The 16,318-nt window shown below is 58.9% G+C and carries 12 protein-coding genes; 8 read left to right on the top strand and 4 right to left on the bottom strand.

Annotated elements, in window-relative coordinates; genetic code table 11:
• Positions 1-69: 69 nt before the first annotated feature.
• Positions 70-2,109, top strand: coding sequence for a hypothetical protein (locus tag KX928_RS04370; protein ID WP_219499413.1), 2,040 nt, complete (start codon positions 70-72; stop codon positions 2,107-2,109).
• A gap of 94 nt (positions 2,110-2,203) precedes the next feature.
• On the opposite strand, the gene KX928_RS04365 is transcribed toward KX928_RS04370, so the two are convergent.
• From KX928_RS04365 to KX928_RS04350, 4 genes are all read right to left on the bottom strand, one after another.
• On the bottom strand, positions 2,204-2,941 hold the full coding sequence (locus tag KX928_RS04365) for an aspartate/glutamate racemase family protein (RefSeq protein ID WP_219499410.1): 738 nt from the start codon (positions 2,939-2,941) through the stop codon (positions 2,204-2,206).
• A gap of 25 nt (positions 2,942-2,966) precedes the next feature.
• Positions 2,967-4,205 carry an NAD(P)/FAD-dependent oxidoreductase gene (locus KX928_RS04360; protein WP_219499408.1) on the bottom strand — a complete coding sequence of 413 codons (1,239 nt, stop codon included), beginning with the start codon at positions 4,203-4,205 and terminating at the stop codon, positions 2,967-2,969.
• A gap of 4 nt (positions 4,206-4,209) precedes the next feature.
• Positions 4,210-6,426 (bottom strand): TRAP transporter permease, encoded by a 2,217-nt coding sequence (locus tag KX928_RS04355; protein WP_219499405.1) that lies wholly within the window; start codon positions 6,424-6,426, stop codon positions 4,210-4,212.
• A gap of 92 nt (positions 6,427-6,518) precedes the next feature.
• Positions 6,519-7,526 (bottom strand): TAXI family TRAP transporter solute-binding subunit, encoded by a 1,008-nt coding sequence (locus KX928_RS04350; RefSeq protein WP_219499403.1) that lies wholly within the window; start codon positions 7,524-7,526, stop codon positions 6,519-6,521.
• Positions 7,527-7,656: 130 nt separating this feature from the next.
• On the opposite strand from KX928_RS04350, the gene KX928_RS04345 reads away from it, so the two are divergent.
• The 7 genes from KX928_RS04345 to KX928_RS04315 all read left to right on the top strand — a co-directional run bounded on the left by KX928_RS04345 (position 7,657) and on the right by KX928_RS04315 (position 16,297).
• The gene (locus KX928_RS04345) at positions 7,657-8,595 is read left to right on the top strand and encodes a LysR family transcriptional regulator (protein WP_219499401.1); all 939 of its coding nucleotides are present in this window, start codon (positions 7,657-7,659) and stop codon (positions 8,593-8,595) included.
• A 481-nt stretch (positions 8,596-9,076) separates the two neighbouring features.
• Positions 9,077-9,469, top strand: coding sequence for a hypothetical protein (locus KX928_RS04340; RefSeq protein ID WP_219499399.1), 393 nt, complete (start codon positions 9,077-9,079; stop codon positions 9,467-9,469).
• Between the two features lie 247 nt (positions 9,470-9,716).
• Positions 9,717-11,816, top strand: coding sequence for a hydantoinase/oxoprolinase family protein (locus KX928_RS04335; RefSeq protein ID WP_219499398.1), 2,100 nt, complete (start codon positions 9,717-9,719; stop codon positions 11,814-11,816).
• Positions 11,813-13,477: a hydantoinase B/oxoprolinase family protein gene (locus KX928_RS04330; RefSeq protein ID WP_219499396.1), complete on the top strand. Its 1,665-nt coding sequence runs from the start codon at positions 11,813-11,815 to the stop codon at positions 13,475-13,477. Before KX928_RS04335 ends, KX928_RS04330 begins: the two co-directional genes overlap by 4 nt.
• Entirely contained in the window at positions 13,474-14,556 is a 1,083-nt protein-coding gene (locus KX928_RS04325; RefSeq protein WP_219499393.1) for a pyridoxal phosphate-dependent aminotransferase, read from the top strand. Before KX928_RS04330 ends, KX928_RS04325 begins: the two co-directional genes overlap by 4 nt.
• Positions 14,553-15,344: a maleate cis-trans isomerase family protein gene (locus KX928_RS04320; protein ID WP_219499390.1), complete on the top strand. Its 792-nt coding sequence runs from the start codon at positions 14,553-14,555 to the stop codon at positions 15,342-15,344. The genes KX928_RS04325 and KX928_RS04320 overlap by 4 nt, the downstream gene beginning before the upstream one ends.
• Positions 15,341-16,297, top strand: coding sequence for a D-2-hydroxyacid dehydrogenase (locus KX928_RS04315; RefSeq protein WP_308342160.1), 957 nt, complete (start codon positions 15,341-15,343; stop codon positions 16,295-16,297). The genes KX928_RS04320 and KX928_RS04315 overlap by 4 nt, the downstream gene beginning before the upstream one ends.
• Positions 16,298-16,318 lie beyond the last annotated feature (21 nt).

The raw sequence follows: 16,318 nt of genomic DNA, 5'->3' as shown, positions 1-16,318 counted from the left end.
AAAAAAGTTCAATCTGTGATAGAAAAGGACCACTTTTCTACAAAGTTATTATTGTTCGGAGTTTTAGTTATGAATATTTTTTCAAGGCGTTTTGCGCCACCGATACTGCTATGCCTTTCGCTTTCTTTCACCAACGTCACACAGGCCCACGCGCAGGGGGCTGGCTGCGAAGGCCTGCTGCTGTCAACGTCCGAAGATTTCACGATGCAACAGGCCGAAGGCCCCGATGGCAACCCCATCGTTTCAGATGGTGACCTGCTGGCTTTCAATGGCAGCACAACGACGATCTGCCGTCGAAACCGGGAGTTGCTGCAGCGCTTCGACATACCCGAGGTGGATTTTGGGCTTGATGCCGTCGCCGCCTTAGATCGTGAACGTGAAATCCTTGCCTTTTCGACAGAGCTTGACGATCCCAACGATCAGTTCAAAGCGGGCGATCTGATCTTCACAACCGGGCTCGTCATTCCCAATTCCGCGCTGACACAGCGGTTTGATTTGCGTCACGATATCGGTCTGGATGCGGTCAGCCTGCTGGGACGACCAGAAGGATGGCGCGAATTCATCGAAAAGCTTGGCGGCGTCAGCCGTCGTGAACTTGAACAGCAACCCCAGATCATTCTGGAACTGCTGAGCGCATTCGAGCTGGATATCTTGTTTTCGACCGAAGGCACGGCCCCCTCGGTAAAGAGCCCGCGATTTATCGACGGTGATCTTCTGTCCGTGTCAACCGGTGCGATTTTCAGATCCAATCAGACGCTGCTGCCGTCATTACCCGCAGGTATCCCGTCGAAAGGCGTCGATTTCGGACTGGATGCCTATACCTTCGGCGTGGACCCGCAGACCGGAGGACCATCGGAGTTGATGTCGACCGAAATCGACATGCGGGCCGACGGTATCTACACGGATGGCGATGCGCTTCAGCCGGGCCCGACCTTGCGGTTTCGCAACGAGGTCCTGTTGAAGTCTCTGTTACCCGCAAGCTTCGATCTCGGCCTTGACGCCCTGCATCAGACAGCGGGCGAGATTGCCTGCGGCGCCCCCTCGATTACCCGCATCAGCAACATCGACATCACAAACATCGCCGGTGGTCTGGCGCACACGTCGGGCCTGAGTGACCGCCCGTTTGGCGGGTCGCTTCGTATTCAGGGCGCCATGCCAACATGGCTGGAATGCCCGATCCTGCCGCAGTACGAATTCCGCGTGGAGCTTGATGATGGCGCTGGTTTTCCGGCACTTGGCGATCCGAACACTCTGGCTGTGCCGACCAACTGGCGCAGGCAGCTTGACGGAAACCCAAGCGCGATCATTGACTGCGTCCCCTCGGTCAGCAACCCCCGCCAGCTTTACCAGCCCGACAGCAATGGCTGGTTCAATCTTGCGGACTACCGCCGTTTCGATGAATGCGGCGAAGACGCAAGCCTCGCCGTCTGGAACTCAAGTGCTCTTGCGACGGGTGTGGAAGCGGGCGACCCGCCGGTTACTGTCCGGTTCCGGCTTGTCATGCGCGAGGTCGGCAGCGCCGTGCCCTTCTCGGTCTCAGCGCCGAAAACCGTGCGCATCGACAACAACAATTACGCATTGCCCGCGAGCAAGGACATGCCCCTGACGGGTGATGTGTCGATGACGCTTGGTGTCGCTTCGGGATCAGACGCCGTTGTCAGCGACTGTGACGTTACAGCGGGATCAAGCGATGTGATCCTCGATCTTCTGGGGCGGGCGCGCGATCAGCATTTCTGGCGGTACACCCTGCGCTGGACAGGTGGCAATGTCGTTGGATGGCAGACCATCGCCCCGACGGACCGCGATGGCGGTGGCGTTGTGCAGCCTCTGGATGCGGTGTTCGACAACAACGGATCTGACCGGGCAGAGATCAGCCTTGGAGGCACGGTTCCGGGGAATGCGACGAACGTGCTGCTGTCGGAGTTCAACATCACGCAGGCCCACATCGCCGCAACCGGCGGGCAACCCCCGATCGAATGTGGCTATGCTGTAGAAGTAACGGCATGGGACCGCACGGTCGTTGGCTCGTTCAACGCGCCCAACAACACCTTTGGATCATCCACGCGCCGCGTGGCCTATCCCTTGGCCTTCTGTTTCCAACCCGGTTAATCCCGACCGGCACTCACCCTAAACGCGCCACGACACCATGCGTGGCGCGTTTTTGCGTCTTCCGCAGGGCCGCGCTGCCCGCCTTCGGGCGCGCCTACCACGGCATGATGCCCCTGTAGCCTTGCCGGGCGACAACGCTGTGTACCATTGTCGCCAGCGTCGTGAGATCGAAAACCGGCATCTTCAGCTCTTTCTGAATACGCTCCGCGTAGGGCGGCAAGTCTGTGCATTCCAGCACCAGCGACCTGAGGTCCGGCGATCGCTTTTGCAACGCTCGGACAGCATGCAAAACCTCGTGTTCGACCTTCTCCAGATCAAGGCAATGCCGCTCGTTTCGCAAAATGACGGCGGCGAATTCCTGCGTGTTCTCCAACCCCTCAACCACCACCGGCACGCCGCCTGCACCCACGGCTGCCATATGCCTGTCTGTCAGCGCGCTTGCATCGGCCGTCAGGATACCAACGGGGGCGACCCCACCGGCCAATTGAAAGGCCAGCGGCACCTGCACAAGACTGGACGAGAACACCGGCACATCGACCGCGGCGCTCAGCTCTTTCTGAAACAGCGCTAAAAATCCACAGCTTCCCGTAATGGCGCGCACGCCTTCACGTTCAAGTCGTCTCGCACCTGCCAGAAAGGGTTCCAGCATGTCCCGCGAGGGGTTCTGCAACAGATCGGGCACGTTCACGCCGTCGATCATCTCATAAAGCACCGGGAAGGGCAGAGCTGAGGGGTTCTTGATGTGGCCGGGTGGTTTCGGAAAGTAGCTTTCCAGGCACAGAACACCAATAGTTGCACCACAGATGTTCTGGCCGCCGGCATATGTCATCATCACGTTTTCCTGTCTTTCCGGTGGATCAGAAGCGCTGCGGATCAAGCGCGCTGAGGTCCAGGTTTGGTTTGGTGCCGACGATGATATCGGCAACCAGCTCCCCGGTTTTTGGTGCCATCATCAGGCCATAGTGGGAATGCCCGAAAGCTGCGAAGAGACCTTGGGCCTGACGGATTTCTCCCAGTGCCGGGAGGCTGTCGGGAAAGGACGGGCGGCGGCCCATCCAGAACCGCGCCCCTGCGCCATCCAACCCGGGAAACATCGCGCGGGCTTGACGGGTCAGCAACTTCTTTTTGCGCGGGTTGGGCGGCGCATCAATCGCCGCGAATTCCGACGTCCCCGCAACCCGGACGCCATCTTCCATGCTGCTGGCCACGACCTTCGCATCCACGTCCATGACTGAATTCCTGAGTTCAATCGCGGCGTGCGGAAATTCCACATGGTAGCCTCGCTCCGCGAGAAGCGGGACAGAGATGCCCGCTGACATCAGCAAATCCGCGCTCCAGACGCCCGCAGCCAGAACGATTTTCTGGGCACTGATATCCACCCCGGAGGTGCGCAAGACCCAACCAGGTTCTTCGGTGCGTTCCAGCGCCGTGATGTTCGCCTGTACGAACTCCCCCCCCTGCGCGATGACCTTTTCCGCCAACACCTGCGCCATGCGTCCGGGGGCCCGCGCCCGCGCCTGCCCCTTGATCACGATGGCGGCCTGAAAATCACGCGACAGCGCCGGTTCCATTCTGTGCAGGGCGTCTGACCCGACCAGTTCCAGATCGGCGCCTTTTTCCTGCCGGATGACATACCCCAGATCGGACAGGCTGGCCTTGGCGGCATTGCGAAATGCGTGCACGTAACAGCTGTCGGTCAGCAAGTCTTCATGCCCGGTCCCTTCGAGATGGTGCCGAAACAGGCGTATCGATGGGTTGCATAGAATCTCCATTGCATCTGCCGTACGCCGCGTTGTGCGTTCGCCGGAACTGGCGAGGAACCGCAAACCCCAGGGAACCAGCTTGGGCCAGATGCCCGCGCGCACTGACAGAGGGCCCGACGGATCAAACAACATGCCGGGGATGCTCTTCCAGATGCCCGGGACCGCTTGCGGGATGATCGACCACGGGGACACGACACCAGCATTGCCGAAAGATGTCTCCTGGCCCGGTGCTCCGCGATCTATCAGGCGCACCTGCATGCCACGCGCCTGCAAAGACAAGGCGCAACAGATACCGACAATCCCGGCACCGATGATTGTAACGGGCGTACCCATGGTGTCAGGCCGGTGTTGTCGCAGCGCGCCGCGCGATGACCTGCGCGACGACCACCGGTGCCGCGATCAGCAAGGCGATCAGATCAGCAAAGAGTGACGGCGCGACAAAGACCAATCCTGCAATGGCCATCAGGACACGCGAAACGCGGCCCATTGGTGTCAGCCAGTAGCCGACTACCGAGGCTGAAAGCGCCACCACCCCCGCAATGCAGGACGTCGCCGTGTATGTGAATTCCCAAAGATCGAACCCGGTGGAGGACACAAAGAGCAATACCGGAGCGTAGACGAAGGCCATCGGCGCCACGACCTTGCCCAGACCGAGTGAGAATGCCGAGAGCCCGGTGCGGAACGGATTGGAGTTGGCGATGGCCGCCGCTGCATAGGCAGAGGTGCAGACCGGCGGCGTGATCTCTGACACAACACCATAGTACAGCACGAACATGTGGCTGGCGATGGGCGGCACACCAAGTTGCGCCAGTGCCGGCTGAGCCACGGAGACCAACATGATGTAGAGCGCTGTCGTTGGGATACCGGCCCCCATCAGAATGCAGGCAATCGCGATGAATACGAGCGAGATGAAGAGTTGCAAGTCCTGTACCGTGAACAGCTCCACCAATCCGCCCAGAGACATGACGCCATAAAGGTCTGACGCCAGGTTGCCTGCGCCCTGCGTGACCATGAAACCGATGCGAAATCCGATGCCCGTGGTGTTGATGACCCCGACCACGATCCCGACGGCCGCCGATGCGGCCCCGACGGCCAGCGCATATTTCACCCCAAGCTCCATTGAAGCGGCCATTTCCGGAATCCGGATGCGCGTTTGCGGGTTGAAGGTTGCGACAGCCGCGCTGGTACAGAGGATTGCCGTCATCGTCAGGTCGAACCCGCCGTCCGAGAATTTCCAGAGCACGAATGCAATGAAAGCGGCGGCGTAGACAAGGGTTGGTGGCTCCGTGAAGCGGGACATCCCCGCCACCACGGCCAAAGAGATGCCACAGAAAGCAGACATGAAGGGGGTGTAGCCAGAGAAGAGCACAACCAGCAGGCCGATCAGCGGCACGATATTGGCCCAGCCTTCGCGCCAGACCGCCACGAATTGCGGCAGTTGCTCCCTGGTCAGCCCTTTCAGATCCAGCTTGCGCGCCATCAGGTGCACGACGGTGAAGACACCCACGTAATGCAACAGCGCCGGAAAAATCGCGGCGATCACGATCGTGGTATAGGGCAATTCAAGGAATTCGGCCATGATGAAGGCGGCGGCTCCCATGATCGGCGGTGTGATCTGGCCCCCCGCCGACGACGCCGCCTCGACCCCGCCGGCAAAATGCCCGGGATAGCCCAAGCGCTTCATGTTCGGGATGGTCAGCGCCCCGGTAGATACGGTGTTGGCCACGGAAGACCCTGAAATTGTGCCGAAAAAGGCCGAGGACACAACGGAGACCTTTGCCGGTCCGCCCGTGTAACGACCCGCCAGAATGGTCGCATTGTCGATAAAGAGCTGCCCCAATCCCGTTCGCTGCGCGATCACTCCGAAAAGCACGAAGTGAAAAACGATTGTCGAGACCACCCAGAGCGTGACACCGAAAATGCCTTCCTGCGGGAAATACATCGACGAGACGAAGGTTTTGAAATTGACCCCGGGGTGCTTCAAAAGCCCGGGGAAATAGGGTCCCAGCAACGCATAGGAAATGAACACACAAATGATCAGTGGCAGGACCCACCCCAGAGTCCGGCGGGCAATGTCGAGCACGAGCAGAATAATCACCACGCCGAAAAAGACGTCGTAGCTGTTTGGATTACCCATGCGGAACGTCTGTTCCTCGATCCCCAACCCGGGGATACCGCGCCACGCGAGACCGACATAGAGGGCTGAGGCAACGCCGAGCGCCATGAAAACGATATCATAGATCGGGATGTTCCCAATGCGAAAAGCGCTGATCTTTCGCGCATATAGACTGCGTGCACCGATGATCGGGAACAGCGCATAGGTCAGAATGAACAGGCCGGCGAGGTGCCACCCCATATGCCAGTGATCGGCAGGCAGACCGAATCCCGCCGTGATGAAATGATAAAGCGCAAAGATCAGAGATACGGCGCGCAGGATATGGCCGGTGGTCGGCCCGACGGGACGGGTGGCGGAACCCTCGTCATATTTCTCTTCGATTGCGGCAAGTTCTTCGTCGGACAATACATGATCGTCAGTCTGGGAGTGGTCCGTCATGTCGATGCCCTTTGAGCTGCTTGCACACAGAGAACGCGGTGCCCCCGGTTCAGGGGCACCAACTGCTTTTTTGACCAGGAAGGGTCAGGTGGTTACTTCAGAAGGCCAGCTTCTTTGTAAAACTTCTCCGCGCCCGGGTGCAGCGGAACACCAAGGGCAGCAACACCGTCAAGCGCTGTGTCCGGCGTGATCTGCTTGCCCTTTGCGTGCCCGTTGTCGAGCAGCTTGCGCGTGTTGTCGTTCCACAGGGCCTTGGTCAGCCCGTAGACAAGTTCTTCACTCAGGTCAGACGACACGACCAGCATCGCCGACACTGCCGGGGTGAACACATCGGCATCGACACCCTCGTACACCCCTCCCGGGATTTTCGACGGAATATAGGCCGGAATAATCTCGTTGATCTTGGCCAGATCCTCCTCGCTGAAGGAATGCAGGCTCATGCCCTTTGTCGACGCAAGCTGCACCATGGCGGCTACTGGCCATCCCGCGGCATAGAAGTAGGCATCGATCTGCCCGTCGGCCAGACGTTCGGCGGATTGGCTGTTGTTCAGCTCCGCCTCGTCCATGTTGTCGCGGGTCACACCCCATGCCTCAAGCATCTGCAGAACAGCGACCTGCGTGCCCGAGCCCGCCTGCGCAATGCCCACGCGCTTGCCTGCCAGATCGCCAAGACTGCTGATCGTTGAACCCTGCGGCATCACAAGATGCAAGTCCTCGGGGAAAAGGTTAGCCACGATGCGCAGCTTGGGGTGCGGTTTGCCTTCGAATTTGCCTTCGCCCAGATACATTGACCGCGTCACGTCGGCCGCCGCGAGGCCTGCTTCCAGCTCTCCGTTCTGAACGGCGGCATTGTTAAAAACCGATGCCGTGGTGGATTGTGCAATTGCGATCAGGCCCGGCACGCCACACTGGCCGCCCTCGTCGCAAGCCCGGGATCCGGGAGGCGCGGAAATACCGTTGGCGATCGTCCCACCAATGGGAAAGTAAGTGCCGCCAGCGCCGCCGGTCCCGATACGGAAAAAGGTTGGGTCCTGTGCAGCGGCTGGAAACGCCAGTGCGCCCGCCAAAGCAATACCCGCGAGGGTTTTTGTAAATGTCATGATGTTCTCCCGGTTGATAATTCTGCGAATCGGTTTTCCCGATTTGTCATTGCCCTCAGCCTAGGTAGAAATTGCATAAAAACAAATTTAATATATTTCACTTATAGAAAGTATTACTTATGCTTTGAGCATGAACTTTACCCAGCTCAACGTATTTCGCGAAGTCATGGAATCCGGCTCCATCTCTCAAACCGCCAAAAAGCTCGGGCGGACACAACCGGCCATCAGTCTTGCCATCAAGAACCTTGAAAAGAGCCTCGACATTCAGCTTTTCGAGCGCCGTGGGCGTCGTTTGATCCCGGTGCCCGAGGCGCGTTACCTGATGGCGGAAGCAACTGAAATTCTTGATAGAATGTCCACCGTCTCCGGCACGATGAAAAGCCTGAGAAACGCGCAGTCGGGCCATTTGAACCTTGCAGCAATGCCGGGTCCTTCCGCCTTCATTTTTCCCCGCTTCATCAGCAACACCATCGCCGGAAATGGCAACTTCAGAATTACTTTTTCATCACGCAGTTCACCGCAGATCCGTGAACTGGCCAGCACGCAGAGCATTGACTTCGGGTTTGCAGACTTTGACGACCCGGTGGGGAAAGCACCGCAGTATCACGCCGAAATCATCAGCGCGGCGTGCTTCTGCGCCATTCACCGCGATCATCCCCTGGCCCGAAAATCTGTGGTGTCTCTCCGCGACCTGCACGATGAACCGATGGGCACCCTGCACGGCAATCTCCCCTTGTCGCGCAAGCTTGCGCTGGAATTCGAGCGTGCGGGGGCAGCGCTGAACGTCGTCAATGCCAGCCAGTTCTTTTTACCGCTGATGCCGTTCATCAGCTCCGGACACTGTTGTTCAATTGTGGACCCGCTTACAGTTGTGACCGAGCAGGAACTCGACATCGGCAAAGGCAAGATCAGGTTCATCCCCCTGCAAACGCCCATCAGATACGAATATGCCATCCTCACACCGCTTTACCGGCCATTGTCACAATTCGCGACGCGTATCAAAGACAGCTGGATCGAAGAACTGCTCACCGTCCTGAACGATATCGAGGCACGGCCTGAAAGGCTGTGAAGCCGTCACATTTCGGACATAATTTGACCTGGGTCGGGCACCCGTTAAGCGCTGCGTTCTCCTATGGAAACAACACGTGATTCGTCAAATACCTGACACTTTCTATCCAAGATAGAATAATTTCCGCGCCGGTTAATAGTAGATTTTTATTCTTTTATTTACAATATCTTGACGATATCTCACGGGGCGACCCACCGCACTCTGCAAGTTTGTTTTGAGCCTCAATCCGCAGCTAATCAGCCGAGTGTTTCCGCTGCGGCGACGGTGACCACAAGTTTTTGAAATCGAGCAAAAATGTGGCATAACTTGGACACAGTTGGCGCCACGGTTTCGGCAAGGAGGTCCAGCAGAAGGTCGCCCGGGAAACGGGCCGTGTTGAAGAGAAAGCAGATGTACCTCGCGGAAAACACGCTAATCGACCTGTCACGCCGTGAACCGCGCCACGCCATTGTTTTAACGATTTCAAAGAAGGGTATCCAACATGACACTTGAACTCGCTCGATCCGGCCGCATTGCCGCCCTGTCTCATCGTAACGCGGACCGGGTTCTGGTCAGGCCAGCGCGCCACAAATCCGACGTGACACTACCCGAGGAGGGCACCGTGGCGGCCTATCTGATTGATGCCCTGGGTCAGGGGTCAACGGTTGACCAGATCGTCGCAGAAACGGGCTGGTCCAAATCCACCGTGCTGGTGAACCTTTACAAGGTTGCCAAGAAATCAGGCATTGGCATTCGTCGACGTCAGGATACGCTACACCTGTTGGTTCCCCGGGGCGCGGAAAACGTATATCCACGCAAACACGCCGTTCGGCGGCCGGTTGAGGCGGGCAATTTCGTCGGCAATCCGGTTAAAAGCCATCACCGGATGAACTGATCCGCCGAGAGCGCCGCAGCGACGGGCAAACGCGCGCAGTTCTTTCAATTGACAGAAGATAAAATCCGGCGGAGGGTGTGGCGTCGCCCGAATGGATTCATGCATGCCTGCCACTCTGAAACTCAGCACTTGCAGTCGCCGCGCCACGGGATGCGATCTGGTCGTTTAACAGCAATTTGACCGACCGCCTCCCGCGCGTGCCATTTGGCATGCCTTTTCCCCTCACGACACATGAGCCATTTCAGAAATGAACGCCACAACAGGGTTGCGTCTTGCCATCGATATCGGCGGCACCTTCACGGATACGGTCCTGGCGGATGCCAACGGCACGATCCTCGGGTCAACCAAAACGGCCACGACGCCAAAAAATCCAACCTTAGGCGCAGCGGAGGGGGCGCAAACCGTTCTCAAGGCGGTGAAGCTTGCCTTTGGTGATCTGACAGGCTTCGTGCACGGGACAACACTGGCCACAAACGCGCTGATTGAAAGAAACGGGGCGCTGGTCTCGACGATCACGACCGAGGGGTTTCGGGACATCCTCGAAATCGGTTACGAGCGGCGTTACAGCCAGTACGACATAAACATCGACAAGCCCGATCTGATCGTGCCTCGCTCGCGGTCCTTTACCGTGGTAGAGCGGGTATCCGTGTCGGGCGACATCTTGATCCCGCTGGACGATTGTTCCGTTCAGGCGGCGATTGACGCGCTGGAAGACAGCCGAACGGAAGCCGTGGCAATTTGCCTGCTGCATGCCTACGCAAACCCAAGCCATGAACGCCGGTTGCGCGACATGATCCATGCCCGGCTGCCCGATATGGTGGTGTCCCTGTCCAGTGATGTCAGCCCCGAAGCCCGGGAGTTTGACAGGCTTTGCACAACCGTTGCGAATGCCTATATCCAGCCGCTGATGTCTCGTTACCTCACTGATTTTCAATTATATTTTGAAGCTGAGGGGCTGATCTGTCCGATCCTGATGATAACGGCAAGCGGTGGAATGACGACATTGGAAACGGCTCGGAAATTCCCCATACGGCTGGTGGAATCCGGCCCTGCGGGCGGCGCTATTCTGGCGGCAAACACGGCCCGGAAATCCAATCTGCGCAGCGTGCTGTCCTTCGACATGGGCGGCACGACCGCCAAGCTGTGCCTGATCGACGATTTCAGGCCGCAAACTGCGCGAAGGTTCGAGGTTTCACGGGCGGCACGGTTCATAAAGGGGAGCGGAATGCCCGTTCGGATCCCTGTGTTGGAGATGATCGAGATCGGTGCCGGGGGCGGGTCCATTGCCACGGTCGATCGATTGGGCCGCCTTCAGGTCGGCCCCCAAAGCGCAGGCAGCGAACCCGGCCCCGCTGCCTTTGGCAAGGGCGGAACAGCTGCCACGGTGACAGACGCAGATTTGGCCCTCGGGTACCTGGACCCATCAGGATTTGCCGAAGGGAAACTGACGCTGGATACTGACGCCTCAGATGTGGCATTGCACGAGACCATCGGCGAACGCCTGAAACTGAACGCGGGTGAGGCGGCGGTCGGTATCAGCGAGATTGTTGATGAAAGCATGGCGAGTGCAGGCCGGATGCACGCGGTGGAATCCGGCAAGGATTTGAGCCACCGAACCATGATTGCCTTTGGGGGCAATGGCCCGCTCCACGCGACGCGTGTCGCACGCCGCGCGGGTGTGACCCGCATTCTGATCCCGCCTGACCCCGGGGTCGGGTCAGCCGTTGGCTTCCTCTTTGCCCCGGTGAGCTTCGAACTGGTTCGCAGTCACCACACCACGCTGTCGGAGTTTGATTTCGAGGGCGTCAATGCGCTTTTCAACAAGATGATTGCGGATGCAGAACCACTTGTGCGGCGGGGCGCGCCGGATCAGCGGCTTGATCGCCGGCGCACCGCCTTCATGCGATACCGGGGTCAGGGCCATGAAATCGAGATCCCCTTGCCGGATCGTACCTTTGCCTCAGAGGATATCGCCGACCTGACCCGGGCATTCGAAACCAGCTATGCCCGGCAGTTTTCGCGGGCTGTGCCGGGCATGACAATCGAAGTTCTGAACTGGGGTATCAGCATCTTCACCACGCGGCCCCGGACCCCGGCGGCGATCCACCGCCACCCACCGGCGAGACCGCACCGCACCAGACGGCAGATCACCTGTGACTTGTCCGGCAAAAGGGTCGATGCGGAAATCATAGATCGCACGGAACTTCGCACAGGTGATCAGGTCACCGGACCTGCGCTCATCGTGGAGGCACAAACGACCACGCTCGTCAGTGCTGATTTTACCGCCAGCGTGGATTCTTTTGGCAATCTTCTCCTGACCAAATCATCCGCCGGAGGCGCAGAATGAGCAGAACGTCAATCACGCGGCTTCAGGTGATGTGGAACCGGCTGTTGGCTGTCGTCGAAGAACAGGGTCAGGCCCTGATACGCGCCGCCTTCAGCCCGATCGTCCGCGAATGCGGTGATATTTCGGCCGGCATTTTTGATCTGGAGGGGCGCATGCTGGCACAGGCCGTCACCGGGACCCCCGGCCATATCAACACGATGGCGGAAGCGGTGAAAACGCTGTGCAACAGGTTCGATGCCGCCGAAATGCGCGCCGGCGACATTTTCATGACCAATGATCCCTGGATTGCCTCGGGCCATCTCAACGACTTTCTGTTGATGATGCCGGCAATCCTGGACGGACGTGTAGTTGGTTTTACCGCCTGCACGTCGCATCTCGTTGATCTTGGCGGACTCGGTATGGGGCCGGAGGGATCGGACATCTTCGACGAGGGACTGCTGATCCCGCCATGCAAACTTGTCGATCGCGGCGAGGTGAATGCGCTGCTGATGTCCATCGTCAAGGCCAACTCACGCGAACCCATCGCAAATGAGGGAGACATCTACGCCCTGATTTCATCCTGCGAAACGGGTGCCCAACGCCTCGTCCAGATGATGCGCGAGTTCGGCTTGACCGATTTGGACACGCTTGCCGATTACATTATCGATACGTCCCGTGCTGGCACGCTGGCCGCCATCGCAGAGCTTCCAGCGGGTACTTACCGAAACACGATGGTTGTCGACGGGTACGAGCGCCCTATCACTCTTAGCGCCGCCCTGACGGTAGACCCTGAGGGTATCACGCTGGATTTTGAGGGAACGAACGGGTGTTCGGCCAAGGGTATCAACGTGCCGCTGAACTACGCGACGGCCTATTCGGTGTTTGCCCTGCGGTGTGTTATTGGCCCGGACATTCCGAACAACGCCGGATCACTCGAACCCTTTCGCGTCGTTGCACCGAAAGGGTGCATCCTGAATGCCCAACCGCCCGCACCTGTTGCCATGCGCCACACGCTGGGCCAGATGACACCTGACCTTGTGCTGGGATGTCTTGCAAAGGTGCTGCCACAGAAGGTTCCGGCAGAAGGCGCATCTTGCATGTATGACCTGCCCTTGCGAAACGCCCCTTCCGCCGCGCTGTCCGGCGGCAATAAGTTTGCACTTGAGCTTGTCTACAATGGTGGCACCGGTGCCCGCCCGACCAAGGACGGCCTGTCCGCCACGGCCTATCCCAGCGGCGTCTGGGGCAGCCAGGTTGAAACCACCGAGGCGGCGGCACCCGTCATCATTGGCAGGCGCATGCTCCGTCCCGACAGCGGCGGGTCTGGAATGTTCCGGGGCGGGTTGGGCCAACACATCGAACTGCGCGCGGCGCATGATGAGGACATGATGCTTTTCCTGTCCGTCGAACGTCTTGTGCACGCGGCGAAAGGGCGCGCGGGCGGTGGCAACGGGGCGACCGGGCGGGTTTCCTTCAAGACATCCGGAAAGGCGCTTCCTGGAAAAGGGGAGGTGCTGATTCCGGCCGGTGAAACGCTCATCTTCCAAACACCGGGTGGCGGCGGTTTCGGAGAACCGGCAAGGCGGCTGCGCCAGCATGTCATGAGAGATCTTGAGGATGGTGTCATTACTGCCGCAAGGGCGCGGCTGCACAAGCATGACCCGGAGGAGCCACCCGAATGATCCCCCCATTGCAACATATCACCGGAATGGCACCTTATGCATTGGCCAGCCTGCCGGCCGCAAGTGATCAAGACATGATCTCCCTGGCTCAGAATGAAAGCCTCCGTCCGCCGTCGCCGCAGGCTATTGCAGCAGCAAAAAATGCGCTTGCGTATGGTCAGTTGTATCCTGACCCGGACTGGTCTGATCTGAGGACAGAGCTGGCCGGGCGCCATGGCCTTAAGGCGGAAAACATATTGTGCGGCGCCGGGTCTATGGAGCTGATCGCGGCCTTGGCGCAATGTTATTTGGATGACCGAAACATCGCGCTCGCTTCGGAGTACAGTTATGCGTTTTTCCGAACGGCGTCAGAGCGAGTCGGGTCGCGGCTTGTTGCCGCCAAGGAAAATGGCTTCAAAGTCAGTATCGACAGTTTGCTGGCGACGTCGACCGCACAGACCCGCCTTGTTTTCATTGCCAACCCGGGCAATCCCACCGGTACACGCATACCTACAAGCGATCTCATTGCCCTGCGTAATGACCTTGCCGATGGCACCCTTCTGATCATCGATGAAGCCTATGGCGAATTCGCCGACGGGACAGACCAGTCAGCATTTAATCTGGTCGACCGCGGCGATACGGTCGTTCTGCGGACACTCTCGAAAGCCTATGGACTGGCCAGCATGCGGGTCGGGTGGGGCTACTTTCCGCCTGACGTCGCCACACAGCTTCGAAAGATACTGACCCCAAACAACGTGAGCTCTGTCAGCCAGGCCGCTGCCACCGCCGCAGTAGCGGATCACACCTATATGCGTCACACGACGCGCCTGACAAAAGAAATCCGTCTCGCCTTCAGCCTGTCTCTGAAAGATCTCGGCCTTGAGCCACCCGCCAGCGACACGAATTTCGTTCTGATCCCATTCAAGTCGGAAGCTGATGCGACGGCTGCGGATGCCGCGCTGCGCCGACACGGGTTTGTGGCGCGCGGCATGGGCGGCTACGGTCTGCCAAACTGTCTTCGCCTGACAATTTCGCAGGAGACTCACATGAAATCCGTTATCCGGGTCCTGGCATCCCAAAGCAATCAAGGGCTCCCATGATGAACTCAGATGCCAGAACACAAGCGCGCATTGGGGTCTTCGTGCCTTTCACCAACACCAATCTGGAACCGGATATGGCCATGATGTGTCCCCCGAGGGTGTCTGTCCATTTTGCCCGATTGGGCGGATACGATGCCCATGAAATACCAGATGCGCATCAAATGGCCGCCTTGGGCGCAGCAGACATGGAAGAGCCCATTCGTCTGCTGGCAGGGGTTCAACCCGATGTGATGATCTATGGCTGCACTTCGGCGACACTCGCCCATGGGCCGGAGTTCGACCGCGATCTCGCCACCCGGATCTGGCAGCACGGGGGCGCCTACACGGTGACCGCCGCCGGAGCATTGGTGCATGCCCTCACTCATATGGGCGCGACGCGTATCGCATTTGCATCACCATACGTAAGCGTATTGAATGATCAGGCGATTGCCTTCCTTCACTGCTTCGGCATCGAGACGGTCTCTCGTGCGGATGTCGGCGAGACGCTCGACAACGTGGGACAGGGCAGTATGACGCCCCGGCAGGTATTCGATCTGGGCAAACAGGCCGACAGCGCCGCGGCTGACGCGATTGTTTTGTCCTGCACTGACATGCGGGCGGTTGAAGTCATCAGCGCTCTGGAGGCCGACACCGGCAAACCCGTTATCACCTCCAATCAGGCAATGCTGTTTCAAGCCTTGCGTTATCTTAAACTTCCGACTGCGCATGCAGCTTTGGGGCGGCTCTTCGGCTCCGACCTGAGCGCCGCCCTTGAAGACTCTGTTGCCAACCGGAAGGAATGCCCGTGAAAATCATCGTCCATGCGCAAAACCCGGAGGCCCTGATTGAACAGCTTTCAAAGGCACACCCGGACATCGATGTGACGGCCTGTTCTACGTATACCGACCTGCCTGCCCTGCTGGAAGTCGCACAACCCGACGCTGTCTACAGTATTCGTTTCGACGGCACGGCAACGTTTCCAGCGAAAGCCCTGCTCGGACCGCACGGCCCGGCGTGGATTGCCGTGGGCGGCTCCGGCGTCGATCACCTTGGAAAGTGGGATACTGCGCAAACAACCGTTACCAATGCGGCTGGTGTTGCAGCTGAAATGATGGCGGAATACGTCTTTGGATCTTTCCTGCACTTTTCGTTGGGTATCCCCGGACTTCAGGAAGACAAAATGCGCCGGGTCTGGTCTGCAAGGCGCATGACGCCACTGTTTGGGAAGACCGTTCTGATTGCGGGTCTTGGGCACACAGGCCGGGCCGTCGCAAAAAGAGCGAAAGCCTTCGGCATGACGGTCATAGGCACACGGGCGCGCCCAGCCCCCATGACGGACGTGGACGCCGTGCATGGGGCAGGCGATCTGGTTGCGCTGTGCGGACAGGCTGATTTCATCGTTGTCAGCGCCCCGTTGCTGGACAGTACGCGCAATCTGTTCGGCAGGGCCGTTTTTGACGCGATAAAACCCGGAGCGGTGTTGGTCGACGTCTCTCGTGGTGGTGTGGTGAATGCTGCGGCTATCTGCGCAGCCATGAATGATGGCATACTGAAGGGTGCCGCGCTGGATGTTTTCGAGACCGAGCCGCTGCCCGCCGACAGCCCCTATTGGGATCTGCCAAACACCCTTGTTTCACCGCATTGCTCCAGTGTCTTTGACGCCTGGGATGCCGCGTCAATGGCCTTGTTTTGTGAGAATGTGACACGGTGGAAAATGGGGGAAGACCTCAGGAACGTTGTTGACCCTGAACGCGGCTACTGACCCATACGTTTGCGTATTGAA

This window comes from Roseobacter insulae, assembly GCF_019375555.1.
Classification (GTDB): domain Bacteria; phylum Pseudomonadota; class Alphaproteobacteria; order Rhodobacterales; family Rhodobacteraceae; genus Roseobacter; species Roseobacter insulae.
This window is presented reverse-complemented; position numbering and strand designations above follow the sequence as displayed.